The following is a 16,778-nucleotide window of genomic DNA, read 5'->3' on the forward strand; positions in this document are numbered from 1 at the left end:
ATCAGGAAGCCTTTTTCAGAATTTCCCTAGTGCCCCATCAGCCAGTGCTGATGCGGCCCCGGCAGGGTCCATAGCCCGAACAGTATCACCAGCACGCCTCCGGCCATGCGTACCCCGCGCCTGCGGATCACTGCACCAACGCGCTCAGCCGCCAGCCCCGTCGCCAGCAGTACCGGCCAGGTGCCGGCGCCGAACGCCAGCATCAACGCTGCGCTGTGCAGCGCATTGCCTTGGCTGGCCGCCCACAGCAGCGTGCTGTAGACCAGCCCGCACGGCAGCCAGCCCCACAACGCACCCAGCAGCAGCGCACGGGGCACGCTGGACACCGGCAACAATCGGCTCGCCACTGGCTGCACCCGGCGCCACAGCCCGCGGCCCAGCGCTTCGATGCGGGTCAGACCACTCCACCAGCCGGCCAGGTACAGGCCCATGGTGATCAGCAGCAGTGCGGCCACCACCCGCAGCACAGCGGCCAGCGGGCTGCTGGCCAAGGCCACGCCGGCCAGGCCGAGCAACAGGCCGGCGCAGGCATAACTGAGCACCCTGCCGAGGTTGTAGGCGAGCAACAAGCGCAAGCGGCGGGCGCGTTGCTCGGCGGGGATGGCCATGGTCAGTGCGCCCATCAAACCGCCGCACATGCCCAGGCAGTGGCCACCGCCTAGCAGGCCAAGCACCAGGGCAGAGCCCAGCAGTGGCAGCAGGTCAGGCATTTGGCGGCGGCGCCTGGTCGTCGTGCTTGGCGTCCCCGGCCTTGACCGCGGCCTGGTGGCGTGGGTCCTGGTCATCGAACAGAATGCTGTGCGCCGGGCTTTCAAGGTCTTCGTACTGGCCGCTGTCCACCGCCCAGAAGAAAATGTACACGGCAACGCCCACCAGCAGCAGGGCTGCGGGGATCATCACGTAGAGGGCGGGCATAGGGTGTTCCTTGCAAGTGGCGCTGCTGCCGGTTCGGGCTGGGCCTTGGCTTGACGGGTCAGGCGCAGCGCATTGAGCACGACGATCAGCGAGCTGAGCGACATGCCGACCGCCGCCCATGCCGGGGTGACCCAGCCAAGCGCTGCGAACGGCAACATGAGGCCATTGTACAGGCTCGCCCAGAGCAGGTTTTCGACAATGTTGCGCCGCGTGCGCCGGGCAAGCGTGAAGGCCTGCACCAACGCATTGAGGTTGTTCGACAGCAGCACCGCATCGGCGCTGGTCTTGGCCAGGTCCGTGGCGCTGCCCATGGCGATACTGATGTCGGCGGCAGCCAGTACCGGCACGTCGTTGACCCCATCGCCGAGCATCAGTACCTTGCGCCCTGCGGCCTGTAGTTGTTTCAGGCGGGCCAGTTTGTCGTCCGGGCGCATGCCGCCTACAGCCTGGTCGATGCCCAGTTGCTGGGCCACCTCGGCGACCATCGGCGAGCTGTCGCCGGACAACAGCAGGGTCTGCCAGCCGCGCGCCTTGCAGGCTGCGACCAGGCCTGCGGCATCTTCGCGCAGGCGGTCATCCATGCCGAACCAGGCCAGCGGGCCTTGGCGGTCGCCCAGCAGCAGCCATTGCCCGCGTTGTTCGGGCACCGCTGGTATTTCGGCGCCGCTCAGGGCGCAGACGAAGGTGGCCTGGCCGATGCGCAGGCGCAAGTCGTCGACCACCCCCTCAAGCCCGAGCCCGGGCACGGCATTGACCGCGTCGGCGGGGCGGGCGGCGCGGCCGAAGGCGCGGGCGATGGGGTGCTCGGAGCGGTTTTCCAGGGCGGCGGCCAGGGCCAGGCACTGGTCGCTATCGAGGCGCCCCAGGGGGCGGATGCTGCGCAGTGCCAGGCGGCCTTCGGTGAGGGTGCCGGTCTTGTCGAAAATGACCGTATCGACCTGGTTCAGGCCTTCCAGCACATGGCCCCGGGTCACCAGCAAGCCAAGCTTGTGCAAGGTGCCGGTGGCGGCCGTGAGCGCCGTGGGGGTGGCCAGTGACAGCGCGCAAGGGCAGGTGGCAACCAGCATCGCCAGCACGATCCAGAACGCGCGCCCGGCATCCAGTTGCCACCACACAATGCCGATCACTGCTGCCGCAACCAGGGTGAACAGCAGGAACCACTGCGAGGCGCGGTCGGCGATTTCGGCCAGGCGCGGTTTTTCTGATTGCGCCCGCTCCAGCAGGCGGACGATGGCTGACAGGCGCGAGTCCTGGCCGAGCGCCTGCACTTGCACGGTCAGTGCGCTTTCGACATTGAGCGTGCCGCCGGTAACCCGGTCGCCAGCGCGCCGGGGCTGTGGCAGGTATTCGCCGGTCAACAGCGACTCATCGACGCTGGAGCGCCCCTCGACAATGCAACCATCCGCAGGAATGACCGCCCCAGGCAGCACCTGCACATGGTCGCCACACTGCAATTCGCCCAGCAGAATGCGTTCGGCCTGGCCATCGCTACCCACCCGCAGGCACGAGGCTGGCAGCAGGTTGACCAGTTGCGCGGTGGCCGCCGCCGTGCGCTCGCGGGCGCGCCGTTCGAGGTAGCGGCCGGTGAGCAGGAACAGCGCGAACATGCCCACGGTGTCGAAATACAGCTCGCCGCTGCCGGTGATCGCTGTCCAGATACCGGCACCGAAGGCCAGGCCGATGGCCAGCGATACCGAGACATCCATGGTCAGGTGGCGCGTACGCAGGTCGCGGGCGGCGCCTTTGAAAAACGGCGCGCAGCTGTAGAACACGATAGGGATGGTCAGGAACAGCGCCACCCAGCGCAGGATGGTGTGCAGTTCGGGTGACAGGTCGATGTTGAATTCCGGCCAGGTGGCCATGGTTGCCATCATTGCCTGGAACCACAACAGCCCGGCCACACCCAGCCGGCGCAAGGCGCTGCGGTTTTCCTGGGCCAGTTGCTCGGCGGCTTTGTCCGGCTGATAGGGGTGTGCGGCGTAGCCGATGTGGCGCAGCTCGGCCAGCAGCGTTGACAGCGGCAGCTCGGCGTCGGCCCAACTGAGCAGCAGGCGGTGGTTGGACAGGTTCAGGCGTGCTTCGCTGACCCCTGGCAGGTTGCGCAGGTGTTTTTCGATCAGCCAGCCACATGCGGCGCAACTGATGCCTTCGACCAACAAGGTGGCTTCGGCCAGTTCACCTGCGTGGCGCACGAAGTTGCGTTGCACATCGTCACGGTCATACAGCGCCAGTTCGTCCTGTAGCTGCCGGGGCAGGGCCTCGGGGTTGGCGCTGCTGTCGCTGCGGTGCTGGTAATAGTGCTCAAGGCCCCCCGCGACAATGGACTCGGCCACCGCCTGGCAGCCTGGGCAGCAGAACGCCCGCGGCTCGCCAAGCACCACGGCGGTGAAGCGGCTGCCGGCAGGTACGGGCAGGGCGCAGTGATAGCAGGGGGTTGGGTGGTTCATCTACATCTCTTCTGGCTGACGCGGGCCCTTTGGCGGCACAAGGCCGCTGCTACAGGCGTTCGGCGCCTTGGATGGCTTCATCACCCAGTTGCAAGGCCACGCCGTGCTCGACCTTTTCTTCCTCGAACAAGCGCCATACGTGGCCGTCCTGGCTGCCGAGCAGCTCGACGAAACGCCGCCCTTCGACTTTGTCGTCGAGCTGGCCAACGTAACGGCCCGGCTCGCTGCGCGCCAGTTGCACCTTGCGGTCGCGGTCCGGCTGGGTTGGCGAAATCAGGTTCAGCTCCAGGGTTTGCGGGCTGCTGTTGCCGCTCAGGCGCACCTGGACCTCACCGGTCAACTCGTCCAGGTAGATGCTGGCCTTGAGGTTCAGGGTCTGCGCCAGCAGCTCGCGGTCGAGCGAGCGGTTGATGCCTTTACCAGCCTCATAATAGTTGTCGTTGACCAGGTTGTCGGGGTTGCGCACGGCGATGCTGACCATGGTCAGGCTCAGGCACACGGAGGTGGTGAGGATACCGATGATGATCCAGGGCCAGAGGTGTTTGTACCAAGGGCTGACGGCGGTGGCGGCAGGCATTGTGCAGGTTCTCTCTTAACGGATCTGTGGGCCGATGAAGCGGCTCTTGGCTTCGACCTGGCTGGCGCTGTCGTCGGCGTCTTTCAGGGTGAAGGTGATTTCGTTGGTGGTCGACGGCAGGCTTTGCGGGGCGACCGACAGCTGCACCGGCAGGCTGACGATGTCGCCTGCTGCCACGCGGATCTCGCGCTGGCCGGTCAGTTGCAGGTCTGGCACGCCGGTGGCGTCGAGCAGGTAGACGTGGTCGCGCTGGTCCTTGTTCATCACTTTGAGGCTGTACACGTTCTCGATCCGCCCTTGGGCGTTTTCGCGGTACAGCACGCGGTCCTTGGCGACGTCGAAGCCGACCAGCGGGCGGATGGCGAAGGCGGTGGCCAGGGCGCCGATCATCACCAGCAGCACCAAGGCGTAGCCGATCAGGCGTGGTCGCAGCATGTTGGTTTTCTGACCGGACAGGTTGTGCTCGGTGGTATAGCTGATCAGGCCTTTGGGGTAGTTCATCTTGTCCATGATGGTGTCGCAGGCATCGATGCACGCGGCGCAGCCAATGCACTCGACCTGCAGGCCGTCGCGGATGTCGATGCCGGTGGGGCAGACCTGCACGCACATGGTGCAGTCGATGCAGTCGCCCAAGCCCTGGGCCTTGTAGTCGGCATCTTTTTTGCGCGGGCCGCGGGTTTCGCCGCGGCGCGGGTCGTAGGAGACGATCAGTGTGTCTTTGTCGAACATTACGCTCTGGAAGCGGGCGTAGGGGCACATGTAGATGCACACCTGCTCGCGCAGCCAGCCGGCGTTGCCGTAGGTGGCCAGGGTGAAGAAGCCAACCCAGAAGTAGGCCCAGCCGTCGGCTTGGCCGGTGAAGAATTCGTACACCAGTTCGCGAATCGGGGCGAAGTAGCCGACGAAGGTCATGCCAGTGACGAAGCCGATCAGCAGCCATAGGCTGTGCTTGGCCAGCTTGCGCACGAACTTGTTGGCGCTCATGGGCGCCTTGTCGAGTTTCATGCGCTGGTTGCGGTCGCCTTCGGTGACTTTTTCGCACCACATGAACACCCAGGTCCAGACGCTCTGCGGGCAGGTGTAGCCGCACCAGACGCGCCCGGCGTAGACGGTGATGAAGAACAAGCCAAAGGCTGCGACGATGAGGATGCCGGACAGCAGGATGAAGTCTTGCGGCCAGATGGTGGCGCCGAAGATGTAGAACTTGCGCTCGGGCAGGTTCCACCATACGGCCTGGTGGCCGCCCCAGTTCAGCCATACGGTGCCGAAGTAGAGCAGGAACAGGCCGGCGCCGCCGACCATGCGCAGGCGGCGGAAAAGGCCGGTGAAGGCGCGGGTGTAGATTTTTTCGCGCGAGGCGTAGAGGTCGACGGAATCCTTCCCTTTGCTGGCAGGCGGGGTTACATCATGTACCGGTATTTGCTTGCTCATCATCTAGTCCCACGGCAGTGGAGAAACGCCGCGGCCTGTGCGTGCTGGCCGCGGTCATGCGCGTTGTGCTAGCGCTATGCGGCCCATGATACGCCGCTGATGGCAGCTCGGGGCCTTGCTGCGACACTTAGTCGCGTTGGGGGCTTTGAATAAACGTGATATGGCGGGTGTCAATTGATCCAGGTCAGGTGGGGCTGTTTTTCTCTGGCTTCGATTCTTTGGTGGCTGTCACTATGGGAGATCACCCAGCCCTTCCGGGCTGCGCTGTCGCGCAGAGAACTGGGCACCGTGGGAGCGGGCTTGCCCCGCGATACCGGCGTCGCCGGTGCCATCCATCGCGGGGCAAGCCCGCTCCCACGTTATCTATGTAAATCAGATAGTTAGCGTTTGTTCTATGAGAGCTGGCGATAGTCTGCGATGAGGCCGGTACAGGCTAGCGATGGTTCTTACAGGTGTATGCGCATTCATTGGTGATGTCGACGCTTAGTCACCTTTCCGCCCTTACGGCGGGTTACTTTGGTCATGGCCAAAGTAACCAAAGCCGCTCGCTCCCATCATCCGGCCCCTACGCTTCGCTTCGGGGTTCCCTCACTCCGGGCTTGCTCCGGGAGGGCGCGCCGACGGGCCGTCCCTGGCCCGATCGGCGCTTGACGGCCATCCATGGCCGTCACCTCCCTACGCAAGCCCTGCGTTCGGCCTCCTGAAGTCGCACTCTGCGTCGCCTGATCTATCGCGCGCTTAGAAGCAAGATCAAGATCAACGTCAAAAGCGAGTGGCTTACTTCTGCGCTTGTTCCTCTGGCTGCTGCTCCTTCTGCTGCGACAGGCTGTACACATACGCTGCCAGCAGGTGCACTTTGTCGTTGCCTTGCAGTTGTTCCTGCGCGGGCATCTGGCCCTGGCGGCCGTAGCGGATGGTTTGTTGCAGCTGGGCGAAGCTAGAGCCGTAGATGAACGCCTGCGGGTGGGTCAGGTTAGGGGCGCCCATCGCCGGGGTGCCTTTGCCTTCGGGGCCGTGGCAGGCCACGCAGTTGGTCGCGAAAATCTGCTGGCCTTTGACCGGGTCGGCCTTGGCGCCTTCTGGCAGTTTGCGGCCGTCCAGATTGGTCAGCACGAATGCCGCCACATCAGCCACACCCTGCTCGCCGATCACCGTGCCCCAGCCCGGCATCACGCCGTGGCGCCCACCCATGATGGTGGTCTTGATGGTTTCCGGCTCGCCGCCCCAGCGCCAGTCGCTGTCGGTAAGGTTGGGGAAACCGTAGGCGCCCTTGGCGTCCGAGCCGTGGCACACCGAGCAGTTGGAGGCGAACAGGCGCGCGCCCATCTTCAAGGCCTGCGGGTCCTTGGCCACTTCTTCCAGCGGCATGGCGGCGAACTTGGCGAAGATCGGCCCGAAGCGGGCATCGGCCTTGGCCATTTCCTTTTCCCACTCATGCACACCGGTCCAGCCGGCCTGGCCGTTGGAAAATTCCGTCTGTTTGTCGTTGTCCAGGTACGAATAGCCCGGCAGCACGCCTTTCCAGTTGCCCAGGCCCGGGTACAGCACCAGGTAGCCGAGGGCGAAGACGATGGTGCCGACGAACAGCCAGAACCACCATTGTGGCAGCGGGTTGTCGTATTCCTCGATGCCGTCGAAGGCATGGCCCACGGTCTCGTCGGTGATTTCCTCGCGCTGGCCCTTGCGGGTCGACAGCAGCAGCCAGGTCAAGGCGAAGATGGTGCCTAGTGTCAGTACGGTGACGTACAAACTCCAGAAGGTTGTCATTGTTGTTTGCTCCCTGAAGCGTTTTGCGCTTTCGCTTGCTCGACGTGCCGGGTGGCGTCGGGGTCATCGGCGAACGGCAGTTGCGTTGCCTCATCGAAGTCCTGCTTGCGCCGCGGGCTGAACACCCACAGCGCCAGGCCAATGAATGCCACCAGCACCACCACGGTGCCGAGGCCGCGAATCATCCCGATATCCATCAGCGTCACCGTTTGCTCTTGATGAGGGTGCCAAGGCCTTGCAGGTACGCCACCAAGGCGTCCATCTCGGTCTTGCCCTTGACCGCGTCGCGGGCCCCGGCGATGTCTTCGTCGGTGTAGGGCGTACCGAGGGTGCGCAGCACTTCGAGCTTCTTGGCGGTGTCCTTGCCATCGAGCTGGTTTTCCACCAGCCACGGGTAGGCCGGCATTTTCGACTCAGGCACCACGTTGCGCGGGTTGTACAGGTGCGCACGGTGCCAGTCATCGGAGTAGCGGCCACCGACGCGGGCCAGGTCCGGCCCAGTGCGCTTGGAGCCCCACAGGAACGGGTGGTCCCAGACGCTTTCGCCGGCTACCGAGTAGTGGCCGTAACGTTCGGTTTCGGCGCGGAACGGCCGGATCATCTGCGAGTGGCAACCCACGCAGCCTTCGCGGATGTAGATATCGCGGCCTTCTACCTCCAGCGCGGTGCGCGGCTTCATGCCTTCGACCGGCTTGTTGGTCACGTCCTGGAAAAACAGCGGGACGATCTGGGTAAGGCCACCAACGCTGACGGCGATGACCATGAAGAAGGCCAGCAGGCCAATGTTCTTCTCGACGGCTTCATGCTTCATCAGTGCGCTCCCACGACAACGATCTTGGCGGCTTCGTCAGCCTCTGCCGGGTTGGCGGCGCGCACGGTACGCAGCACGTTGTAGGCCATCAGCAGCATGCCTGAGGCGAAGAATGCACCGCCGACGGCGCGCACGATGTAGCCGGGGTGGCTGGCCTGCAGCGCTTCGACGAACGAGTAGGTGAGCGTGCCGTCGTCGTTGATGGCGCGCCACATCAGGCCTTGGGTGATGCCGTTGACCCACATCGAGGCGATGTAGAGCACGGTGCCGATGGTCGCCAGCCAGAAGTGCGCGTTGATCAGCCCGACGCTGTGCATCTGCACGCGCCCGTACAGTTTCGGGATCATGTGGTACACCGCGCCGATCGAGATCATCGCCACCCAGCCGAGGGCGCCGGCGTGCACGTGGCCGATGGTCCAGTCGGTGTAGTGCGACAGCGAGTTGACCGTCTTGATGGCCATCATCGGGCCTTCGAAGGTGGACATGCCGTAGAACGCCAGCGATACCACGAGGAAGCGCAGGATCGGGTCGGTGCGCAGCTTATGCCAGGCCCCCGACAGGGTCATCATGCCGTTGATCATGCCGCCCCAGCTTGGCGCCAGCAGGATGATCGACATCACCATGCCCAGTGATTGCGCCCAGTCGGGCAAGGCTGTGTAGTGCAGATGGTGCGGGCCGGCCCAGATATACAGGGTGATCAGCGCCCAGAAGTGCACGATTGACAGGCGATAGGAGTAGATCGGCCGTTCGGCCTGCTTGGGCACGAAGTAATACATCATGCCGAGGAAACCGGTGGTCAGGAAAAAGCCCACCGCGTTATGCCCGTACCACCACTGGATCATTGCGTCGGTGGCACCGGCGTAGGCCGAGTACGACTTGAACAGGCTCACCGGCAGCGAGATGTGGTTGACGATGTGCAGCATCGCGGTGACCACGATGAAGGCGCCGTAGAACCAGTTGCCGACATAGATGTGCTTGGTCTTGCGCTTGACGATGGTGCCGAAGAACACCAGCCCGTAGGTGACCCAGACGATGGCCAGCAGAATCGCCAGCGGCCATTCGAGCTCGGCGTATTCCTTGGTGGTGGTGTAGCCCATCGGCAGGGTAATTAGCGCGCCGACGATCACCGCTTGCCAACCCCAGAAGGTAAAGGCGGCCATGCTGTCGGAGATCAGGCGGGCCTGGCAGGTGCGCTGCACCACGTAGTAGCTGGTGCCGAACAGGGCACAGCCGCCGAAGGCGAAGATCACCAGGTTGGTATGCAGCGGGCGCAGGCGGCCGAAGCTCGTCCATGGCAGGTCCAGGTTGAGCTGGGGCCAAACCAGTTGCGAGGCGATGAAGACGCCGAGGCCCATGCCAAGGATCCCCCAGACCACCGTCATGATGGCGAACTGGCGGACGACCTTATAGTTATAAGCAGTCGGGCTGATTACAGTGCTCATTCTAAGGTTCCACGGTTTTGGTCTTTCTTGTTGGTTGAAATCGGCGCCAGTGTCGATAGCCACATGGCTGTGGCAACGCAAGGCGACCTGTGCCGACCCGTGTCCAGGCCCTCTTTTACCCCGTCCCGGGGTGATTGGGCTGAACGATTGTACACAAATAAATCTTTGTAATGTGTACCGTTTTTCGCCTTTTTCTGATCGTTCGGTCAAGCTTTTTTTGTCAGGCGGCGCCAGGCTACGCGCCACCTGCGCTGCGCTCAAGGCCTGGCGCAGCGGCTTTGGCAACAAGCTTAGTTGTGTTCAAGGGGTGTGCAAGATGGGCGGTTGCGGGGCTTGAGTTGTGCGGGTCATCAGGGGCCTGTTTCTGAGACGTTTTTGAACAGGCGCCCCAGGGGTTTTATCTGCCTGTATCTGGTTCGGGCGCTTTTTTGATTCGCGGTTTGCGCGGTTTTTTCTCCGGGCGCTTGCCTGGTTTCAGTGCCCAGCGGTCAGCGTTGGCGAGCAGGCGTTTTTGAATCTCTGGCGGGTAGTCGCTGAGCGTGGTCAGCGGCGGGATCGGTTTGCCCGGCTGGCCGGCCTCGCGGATGATTTTTGGCCAGCGTGGGCGCCAGCACAGCATCAGGCTGACCCAGTGGCAGGTGCCGAGCACGACGAAAGCTGGCCAGACCATCAGCATGGCGACTTTGAATAGCCAGCTGCTTTTACGGAAGAAGCGGCCAATGCCTTCGAATTGGGCGCTGAAGGCCTGGATTGGGGAGGGGAAGCGAGTGCTCAGGCGAGGGCGGGGCAGGCCCTCGGGGCCTTCTTCCATGAAGCGGCGAATGAACTCCCATTCATCGCGCAGTTCGCTGCCGCCTTGGCCTTGTTTGCCCACAAAAACCATTTCAGGATAGGGCAAGCCCGTATGTAATGGGTGCCACGCTAATACAAGCCTCATGCCATTAGTGGCACTATCTTCTTTAGGACTGATGGCGGAGCTGGCAGTCATTCGCCATGAAAAGGTGGCGACGCCACCGCAAGATCGAGGTCGGTGCAGGTGAACTTGCTGGGTTTTACGGTTGAAACGAATCAGCAGGTGACGGCTTGTGAGTATCTCCATTCGGGTGAATTTAAAAACATACTTAATATAAAAGGTCGCTACTGCAATGTCGAACAACAGCATCAGGAAGGTCAGAAGTAAGGAAAGTAGAGGTGTGTGCGTGAAGTTGGTGATGCCTGTAAAAACATCTGCCAACGTGATTGTCGCGCTGGTATAGATAAACGGTGTGAGGCCGCCAAGAGTCATCAAAGTTATGGCGCCACGTTTTTCTACCGCCCCGCCGCAGCGTATTTCCAATTGAGTTTCGTTGAATTCGAATATCGGGCTCTGCGTCTTTGGATGGTCGCTAGCGGAGTCGAAATTAATTGAGGGCGATACCTCGTCTTCAAATAAATCCATGCACAAGTTGTGTGTGTTTGACGCTGTTATTTTTTGCGTATGTGTTCGCCACAGCATCCATTCTATGAGGTGCATTAAATTACCTCACTTAAAGCTGAGTATAGTTCGGGAAGTTCATCGGAGGGTTCGTAAGGTTTAGTGCCTTTGTTGATTCTGAAGCTACTTCGTCTGCACCATTTTTCGAATGAGTCATCGTCAAAAATTATAACTATCACCGTTGAGATAAGGGTGATTAAAAACGCGACCACTATTATTCGGGATAGTAGGGCGCCCAGGCCCGGCGCTAGTAGCCACCCTGTCCCAGTCAGCATAATTCTGCCTAGGATCGACAATAACCTTGAACTACTTGAGCGCGCTAGATAATTAAACAACGGTCTAGCCGCAGCCAGTGCAGCGCCTACTTCAGCGGTTGATAGGGCGATGGTCGCAACTGCACGGGTTCGATACGCATATGCCAAACCCTGCGCTCTGATACGCGCTGGTTGCACCGACGCTGCACTGCTCTGAGCGGACCACTCCCTGGCGTCAGCAAAATCCCACCAAGCCCACACGGAGCCTGCTGTTCCCGCCAACGTCGCCCCCCACAACTTCAACCTCCCTAAAACAACCGCAGCCCCACCCCCCGTCACACTCCTGGCGCCATACCGCGACACCACCAAATCCACATAACTCGCCCCAAGCTCGAACCCTGCCGCAGCCGTGGTCATCGCCGCTGCCAGCAACTCGGTTTTCAACCTTGTGTCGCTATCCGGCAGTTGGCGCGCCTTGAACGTCATCAACATGCCTTCAATCAGGCAAATGACCCCAGCTATCCGAACCTTGAAAAACTCGTTCTGGCTCGACTGCATCAGCCCCTCTGCCCAGGCCTGATCCAGGTAACGGGTAACTTGCGCGCCACTGCGGTTCGGATTTATCGACTCGCCTAGATTTGCCGCCTGGGCCAGGCGCACATTCACCGCCGACTCATGCACCGAGGCAAACAGCGTCAACCGCAGCCCGTGGTGCAAAGCCCGGTCCACGCTGTTGGGCGCCGCGGTACGTAGCACCTGCCGCCCCAGCAACACATACCAGGCATACAAACCGATACTGCCGTTGCGGTTCTGCTCTGGCAGTTGCTCATAAAGGGTGTTGATGCGCGCAAACGCATTGGCCGCAGCGTGTGCCTGGCGGGCGAGCGCTTCGGGCAGGTCAAAGGATGTGGAGGATGGCGGCATGGCCTTGGCGGCTTCGCGCAGTTGCGCCAGTTCTTCACGCAGCGCCTGCTGGTTGAATGCGACGCCGCGCATGGCCAGGTTGTCCCGTTGCGATGGGTCGCTGCGCCACCAGTCATCCAGCACTTGCATGCCCAACTCGCTGAGCTCCATGCCGATTACGCACTGGCCGGTGTGTTCGGCGAATGCCAGGCCGTCCTCGGAGTCGGCATCGTCGTAGCGGTCGAGTGCCCGCAATAAGCGCTCGCTGGTAACCCACACCAAGTGGTCCCTGGCCCGCGCTTCGGCGTTTTCCTGTGCCGACTGCATCACCTGCTCGAACGTATCCAACTGCAGGCGCATCGCTGCGCGGTCTACCAGATGCCCGTACTTTTCATCGAAGTGCTTGCTGAACTCGCCCGACTCTACACGCGCCCTGACTCTGGCCCGTGTTTCCCGCTCGTACTGATCAAAGTGTGGTTTGAGCTGGGCGTCACGTGCGTCGGCATCTTCCCTGGCCTGTTTGTGAAAGGCGTAGTACTCCAGATGCATGTGCGGGTTATGGCGCATCTTCTCGGCCATGACCTTGTTGTTGACGATCTGTTCGGCACGCATTTCGGGATAAAGCTTTTCAATCTCCAGAAACGACTGCGCCACCAGCAACCGCCGCTCATTGTCCACGCCCGGCTCCACGCTGCGTTGCAGCCAGCGGCTGCGCACCTCTTCAACTGCCGCATTGCGCCAGGCATTGAGTTCCTGGGTAATGCCAATGGCATCGTCAATGAGGATGCCGACACCTCGGGGTTTGTCCTGCGCAGGCAGCGGCGCGAAGGCCTGTTGCGTGGCTTGCAGCGACAGCACCTGGCCGTGATTGAACGGCTGTTGCTCAAGCAATGCTTGCAGCTGTGGGTCGTGCTGGGCTGCGAAGTCGGCTACGCAATTCAACTGCTTGTAAGGAAGCACCGCCGGTTGGGGCGGCGCGTCGGGCCGGATGAGTTGTTGGACGTCGATGCTCGGCAAACTATTGCGGTATTCGTCGTCGACCAGCCGGTAGGTGTCGAGCATGCGCGGGGTCAGGGGCGTCGGGCTGTACAGCGGGCGCAGTTCCTCGATGTCGTCGAGGTCGTGCAGGGTGATGGTCCAGCCGAAGCTTTTGATCAGCTCATCCAGGGTTGCACTGGGCAAACTCTGCCATGGGTCCTCAGCGCTGACCGCCCGTAGCGAACCATTGGCGGCCACTCGGTATTGGCTGTGCCAGTGATAGGCCGACTCCCCGCGCCGCTTGAGCAACAGGTAAAAGAACCCTTCACGCAGTGGGCGGATGGCGTAGGAAGAATGGCTGAGCCGCGCCACATCGGGGTAGGGCGCAAACCCGCTCGGCAGCGCTGGCAACTGCGCGCGCTGGGCCGCGTCGCCGCCAACGGCTGCGAAACGCAGGGGCAGCAGTTCGAAGCGGCGCGTGCAGGCAGCCACCGGGCTATTGCTCAGGGCCGGTTTGTAGTCGGCGTTGATGCGTTTGCATAGGTCGAGCAGGGTGCTCATCGGTGTGCCTCGGCGACGTAGGTTTGCAGGTTTTCGATCAGAGGCGTTCGTTGCTCGCACGTGGCCTTCAAGGCTTGCTGCCAGCCAGGTGTGCTGGCGAACGTTTCGCCATTGCGCGCCATCACCAGCACATAGGTAATCTGGTCCTGTTCGCGCAGCAGGCCATGCTCGCGGGCCTGGGCCAGGTACAGGTCGATAAGGCCGACCCGCGTGCCATGGCAGGCTTGCTCGAACAGCGGCAGGTGCGGTTCATCGCGTAGCAGCTCGGCCAGGCGATAACTCAACGGGTCACCCGCCAGCGCAGTCCAGCACGCGTGATCGAGCCTGAAGCGCGGTAGCGGGGTCATTTCGGGCCTGTCGTCGCCGAGTATCGGGGCCCAAAGGCGCTGCTTGGGTTTTGCCGATGGCTGCTGCACCCACCATTGGTGTACCGGCGCGAGCCATTGCTTGACCCCAGGCAAGTCGCGGCGCTGGTCCAGCACCTGGAGCGAGGCTGCGGTGTGATAACGCAGCAGGTATGAGTGGCCGTCTGGCCCGACCACCACGCCGGCCTGGCTGAGGTGCCGCGCCAGCAGGTCAGGCGCCAGCGCGCTGATGATCCAGCCACAGACCGCGCCTTCGCTATAGCGCTCAAGCAGGCCTTGGAATTCGTATTGCGCGTTCACACCGGCATCGGGCCGAGTGGCGAACAGCCATGGGCTGACGGCTTGCAGGTTGCCAAGCTCCGGGTGTTGCTGCAGGGGCCAGCGATAGGTTGCGTAGTGTTTGTTGAGCATGCGTTGGGCCGAGGGCGACAGCGTGGCCATTTCAATGATGGCGCTGAGCCGGTAGCTGGGGGCTTTTTCCAGTTCGGTGACCAGCGCATTGACGAACGGGCTGAGCATCAGTCAGTGCCCTCCATACGAACCAAGCTGCGCCCATCGGCAATCGCCTTGCGCATGCAGCTCACGCAGACCGCTTCACCGGGTTCGGCCACACCCGAAACCGAGATCGAATGCTCACTGCCGGTCAGTTGCTGGCTGATCGGCCCTTTGAAGAGCAGGGCAATGCCGTCAAGGGTGATGCCTGCGCCATCTATTCGCAGCAGCCCCGCAGGGCTGCGGATGGTCAGGCTTTCGCTGACGTCGATGGTGTAGGTTCTGGTGCTGTGGCTGATGGTTTGTGCGCTGCGCAAGGTGCTGTGGCCAGCAACCGTTTGCTGCAGGTCGCCACCGATGTCCATGCAGTGATTGGCTTTGGTGCTGTCGTGCCTGTGGTTGCCTACGGTTTCGATGCGGTCCTTGCCGGTGGTGATGGTCTGCGAGCCTTCGATGGCCAACTGATCGTCGTTACCCACGGTATGGGTGCGGTTGTGCCCGATGCTTGAGCATTCATTGCGGCCGATTTCATCCGAGCGGTCCTGGCCGATCGCGAGTTTCTCGTCACGCCCAACCTGTTCGCTGCGGTCGTTGCCCACTTGCGTGGTCTGGTCGTGCTTGACCACGGTGTTGTGATCGCGCTGGGCATGCATGAACACTTCTTCGCGGCCTAGTTCGTCCTCGAAGCGCAGCTCATTGAAGCCATCGCCCTTGTGGGTTTGGCTTTTAATGGTCATGCGTGTCTTGTGCTCGGGCAGGTCATACGGGGGCAACTGGTTACCGCAATAAGTGCGGCCGGTGATCATGGGTTGATCGGGGTCGCCATTGACGTACTGGATGACCACGTCATTGCCGATGCGCGGGATGGCCATCGAGCCCCAGCTGCCACCGGCCCAGCCTTGCGCCACCCGCACCCAGCACGAACTGAACGCATCGTCGCGGCTCTCGCGGTCCCAGGGAAAGCTGACTTTCACCCGGCCCCAGCGGTCGCAATGGATCTCTTCGCCAGGCGGCCCGACCACGGTGGCCATGTGCGGGCCGTCGACGTGCGGCTTGTCTGGCGGGGCAGGGCGCCATTGGGCCATGCCGGGCACCAGAAGCGCGGTTTGCTGATAGGTGGTGCCCTGTTCATCGCCTGCGGCTTCTTCTTCCAGGCTGCTGAACTGGGTGCCGCAGTGGCACAGGCTGACGACCCGCCAGTGCACGTTGAAATCGTCACGCGGGTGTTCGACGAGGGTGAACCCCAAGCCCGGTTGCAGGCGTACGTCGTCACCTTCCACCTCGGCCAGGTGGGTGTCATGGCGCAGGGCGGCGATGCGCGTTTCGGTAAAGGGTTTGCCGACCACGTCGCGCTTGTAACGCCCTGGGTACTCGAAGCGCTCGTAGTCTTGCGCATGGTGTTTCAGGCTTGCGGCCGAGCCGCTGGCGCTGTGTTGCTGGCGGTAGCCTGGGTGGGTGAACGTGTAGTCGCGCTGCACCAGCCGGGCGCTGCGCACTTGCTCGCTGTAGCGCAGCCTGCGCAGGCATGGCCGCGCCGGGGTGCCACCGCTGGCATGGCGGTACAGCACGGTATCAGCTGCGCTATCGGGGCCGACATCGTCCGGCTCGGCGCATGGGATGGCACCTCGACTAAGTGTGCCCATCGCCAGCAGGCAGTCGCTGATCAGCAATGTGTGCCGGCGGGCGGCGTGCTCGAAGCGGTAGATGAACCCCTCTTCGGCGGCCAGGCGGGTGATGAAGTCGAGGTCGGTTTCACCGGCCTGTACGCAAAATTCGCGCACCTGGTGATCACGCCTTGCCACCAGATTGAACTGGGCAATGCCCTGGCGCTTGAGCATGATTGCGAGAATTTCGGGGGCGGTCTTGTTCTGGAAGATGCGCCAGTTCGAGCGCAGCCCGGCCCGGGCGAGTTGCGGTTCGACCAGCGCGTGGTAACCGGTGCGGCGAAAGCCACTTTCGCTTTGGCTGAATGTGCTCACCAAACCATGCACGTAACGCACGGGCCGCCCGCCCCGGCTGATCGTGAACAGCACCGGCTGGTCGAGCAGGTTGCCGAAGTCGACGTCACGCTGGTGGCTCACCAGGTCCAGCTTGAGCTGGAATGGGGTACTGAGGGCTTCGTCGAGGGTGAACGACACCACTTCGAATTCGGCATCGCCAACCAGTGGCGTGAAGGTGTAACGCAGATCGGCGTGGCGCGGCATGGAGCTCCCTGTCCGTACCTGTTCAACGCTCCAGGGGCGGAGCGTGCGAGGCACGTGAAACACGGGAGTGACCGTAAGGGATGAGGCCGAGAGATATTGTCAGCAGGTTCCGACAGTGGTGCAGGAAAGTTCGGGTCTAAGACCTGAGTGCCTGGGA

The 16,778-nt window shown here is 62.5% G+C and carries 13 protein-coding genes; all 13 read right to left on the bottom strand.

Annotated elements, in window-relative coordinates; genetic code table 11:
• Positions 1 to 26: 26 nt before the first annotated feature.
• The 13 genes from HU719_RS04510 to HU719_RS04570 all read right to left on the bottom strand — a co-directional run bounded on the left by HU719_RS04510 (position 27) and on the right by HU719_RS04570 (position 16,621).
• Complete coding sequence (locus tag HU719_RS04510; RefSeq protein WP_186537469.1) at positions 27 to 710, bottom strand: sulfite exporter TauE/SafE family protein; 684 nt, start codon at positions 708 to 710, stop codon at positions 27 to 29.
• Complete coding sequence (ccoS, locus tag HU719_RS04515) at positions 703 to 915, bottom strand: cbb3-type cytochrome oxidase assembly protein CcoS (protein ID WP_186537468.1); 213 nt, start codon at positions 913 to 915, stop codon at positions 703 to 705. The genes HU719_RS04510 and ccoS overlap by 8 nt, the downstream gene beginning before the upstream one ends.
• Positions 897 to 3,362, bottom strand: coding sequence for a heavy metal translocating P-type ATPase (locus HU719_RS04520; protein ID WP_186537467.1), 2,466 nt, complete (start codon positions 3,360 to 3,362; stop codon positions 897 to 899). Before HU719_RS04520 ends, ccoS begins: the two co-directional genes overlap by 19 nt.
• 49 nt (positions 3,363 to 3,411) lie before the next feature.
• Entirely contained in the window at positions 3,412 to 3,939 is a 528-nt protein-coding gene (locus HU719_RS04525) for a FixH family protein (protein ID WP_186537466.1), read from the bottom strand.
• Between the two features lie 15 nt (positions 3,940 to 3,954).
• Positions 3,955 to 5,370: a cytochrome c oxidase accessory protein CcoG gene (gene ccoG / locus HU719_RS04530; protein ID WP_186537465.1), complete on the bottom strand. Its 1,416-nt coding sequence runs from the start codon at positions 5,368 to 5,370 to the stop codon at positions 3,955 to 3,957.
• 777 nt (positions 5,371 to 6,147) lie between these two features.
• Positions 6,148 to 7,137, bottom strand: coding sequence for a cytochrome-c oxidase, cbb3-type subunit III (gene ccoP / locus HU719_RS04535; RefSeq protein WP_186536481.1), 990 nt, complete (start codon positions 7,135 to 7,137; stop codon positions 6,148 to 6,150).
• The gene (locus tag HU719_RS04540; protein WP_186536482.1) at positions 7,134 to 7,334 is read right to left on the bottom strand and encodes a cbb3-type cytochrome oxidase subunit 3; all 201 of its coding nucleotides are present in this window, start codon (positions 7,332 to 7,334) and stop codon (positions 7,134 to 7,136) included. The genes ccoP and HU719_RS04540 overlap by 4 nt, the downstream gene beginning before the upstream one ends.
• A 5-nt stretch (positions 7,335 to 7,339) precedes the next feature.
• Positions 7,340 to 7,948, bottom strand: coding sequence for a cytochrome-c oxidase, cbb3-type subunit II (gene ccoO, locus HU719_RS04545; RefSeq protein ID WP_186522366.1), 609 nt, complete (start codon positions 7,946 to 7,948; stop codon positions 7,340 to 7,342).
• A complete protein-coding gene (gene ccoN / locus HU719_RS04550; protein ID WP_186522363.1) occupies positions 7,948 to 9,390 on the bottom strand; it encodes a cytochrome-c oxidase, cbb3-type subunit I in 1,443 nt (480 codons plus the stop codon). The genes ccoO and ccoN overlap by 1 nt, the downstream gene beginning before the upstream one ends.
• 397 nt (positions 9,391 to 9,787) lie before the next feature.
• Positions 9,788 to 10,903 carry a DUF6708 domain-containing protein gene (locus tag HU719_RS04555; RefSeq protein WP_186536483.1) on the bottom strand — a complete coding sequence of 372 codons (1,116 nt, stop codon included), beginning with the start codon at positions 10,901 to 10,903 and terminating at the stop codon, positions 9,788 to 9,790.
• Positions 10,903 to 13,560: a T6SS effector BTH_I2691 family protein gene (locus HU719_RS04560; RefSeq protein ID WP_186536484.1), complete on the bottom strand. Its 2,658-nt coding sequence runs from the start codon at positions 13,558 to 13,560 to the stop codon at positions 10,903 to 10,905. The genes HU719_RS04555 and HU719_RS04560 overlap by 1 nt, the downstream gene beginning before the upstream one ends.
• Complete coding sequence (locus tag HU719_RS04565; RefSeq protein WP_186536485.1) at positions 13,557 to 14,444, bottom strand: DUF4123 domain-containing protein; 888 nt, start codon at positions 14,442 to 14,444, stop codon at positions 13,557 to 13,559. The genes HU719_RS04560 and HU719_RS04565 overlap by 4 nt, the downstream gene beginning before the upstream one ends.
• Complete coding sequence (locus tag HU719_RS04570; RefSeq protein WP_186536486.1) at positions 14,444 to 16,621, bottom strand: type VI secretion system Vgr family protein; 2,178 nt, start codon at positions 16,619 to 16,621, stop codon at positions 14,444 to 14,446. The genes HU719_RS04565 and HU719_RS04570 overlap by 1 nt, the downstream gene beginning before the upstream one ends.
• Between the last annotated feature and the right edge of the window lie 157 nt (positions 16,622 to 16,778).

The sequence above is a fragment of the Pseudomonas farsensis genome, assembly GCF_014268805.2.
GTDB classification, from domain to species: domain Bacteria; phylum Pseudomonadota; class Gammaproteobacteria; order Pseudomonadales; family Pseudomonadaceae; genus Aquipseudomonas; species Aquipseudomonas farsensis.

What these genes read in the sequence shown, in the direction of transcription:
- HU719_RS04510 (WP_186537469.1), bottom strand. Translation starts at nt 710, where the DNA reads ATGCCTGACCTGCTGCCACTGCTGGGCTCTGCCCTGGTGCTTGGCCTG.
- ccoS (WP_186537468.1), bottom strand. Translation starts at nt 915, where the DNA reads ATGCCCGCCCTCTACGTGATGATCCCCGCAGCCCTGCTGCTGGTGGGC.
- HU719_RS04520 (WP_186537467.1), bottom strand. Translation starts at nt 3,362, where the DNA reads ATGAACCACCCAACCCCCTGCTATCACTGCGCCCTGCCCGTACCTGCC.
- HU719_RS04525 (WP_186537466.1), bottom strand. Translation starts at nt 3,939, where the DNA reads ATGCCTGCCGCCACCGCCGTCAGCCCTTGGTACAAACACCTCTGGCCC.
- ccoG (WP_186537465.1), bottom strand. Translation starts at nt 5,370, where the DNA reads ATGAGCAAGCAAATACCGGTACATGATGTAACCCCGCCTGCCAGCAAA.
- ccoP (WP_186536481.1), bottom strand. Translation starts at nt 7,137, where the DNA reads ATGACAACCTTCTGGAGTTTGTACGTCACCGTACTGACACTAGGCACC.
- HU719_RS04540 (WP_186536482.1), bottom strand. Translation starts at nt 7,334, where the DNA reads ATGGATATCGGGATGATTCGCGGCCTCGGCACCGTGGTGGTGCTGGTG.
- ccoO (WP_186522366.1), bottom strand. Translation starts at nt 7,948, where the DNA reads ATGAAGCATGAAGCCGTCGAGAAGAACATTGGCCTGCTGGCCTTCTTC.
- ccoN (WP_186522363.1), bottom strand. Translation starts at nt 9,390, where the DNA reads ATGAGCACTGTAATCAGCCCGACTGCTTATAACTATAAGGTCGTCCGC.
- HU719_RS04555 (WP_186536483.1), bottom strand. Translation starts at nt 10,903, where the DNA reads ATGCACCTCATAGAATGGATGCTGTGGCGAACACATACGCAAAAAATA.
- HU719_RS04560 (WP_186536484.1), bottom strand. Translation starts at nt 13,560, where the DNA reads ATGAGCACCCTGCTCGACCTATGCAAACGCATCAACGCCGACTACAAA.
- HU719_RS04565 (WP_186536485.1), bottom strand. Translation starts at nt 14,444, where the DNA reads ATGCTCAGCCCGTTCGTCAATGCGCTGGTCACCGAACTGGAAAAAGCC.
- HU719_RS04570 (WP_186536486.1), bottom strand. Translation starts at nt 16,621, where the DNA reads ATGCCGCGCCACGCCGATCTGCGTTACACCTTCACGCCACTGGTTGGC.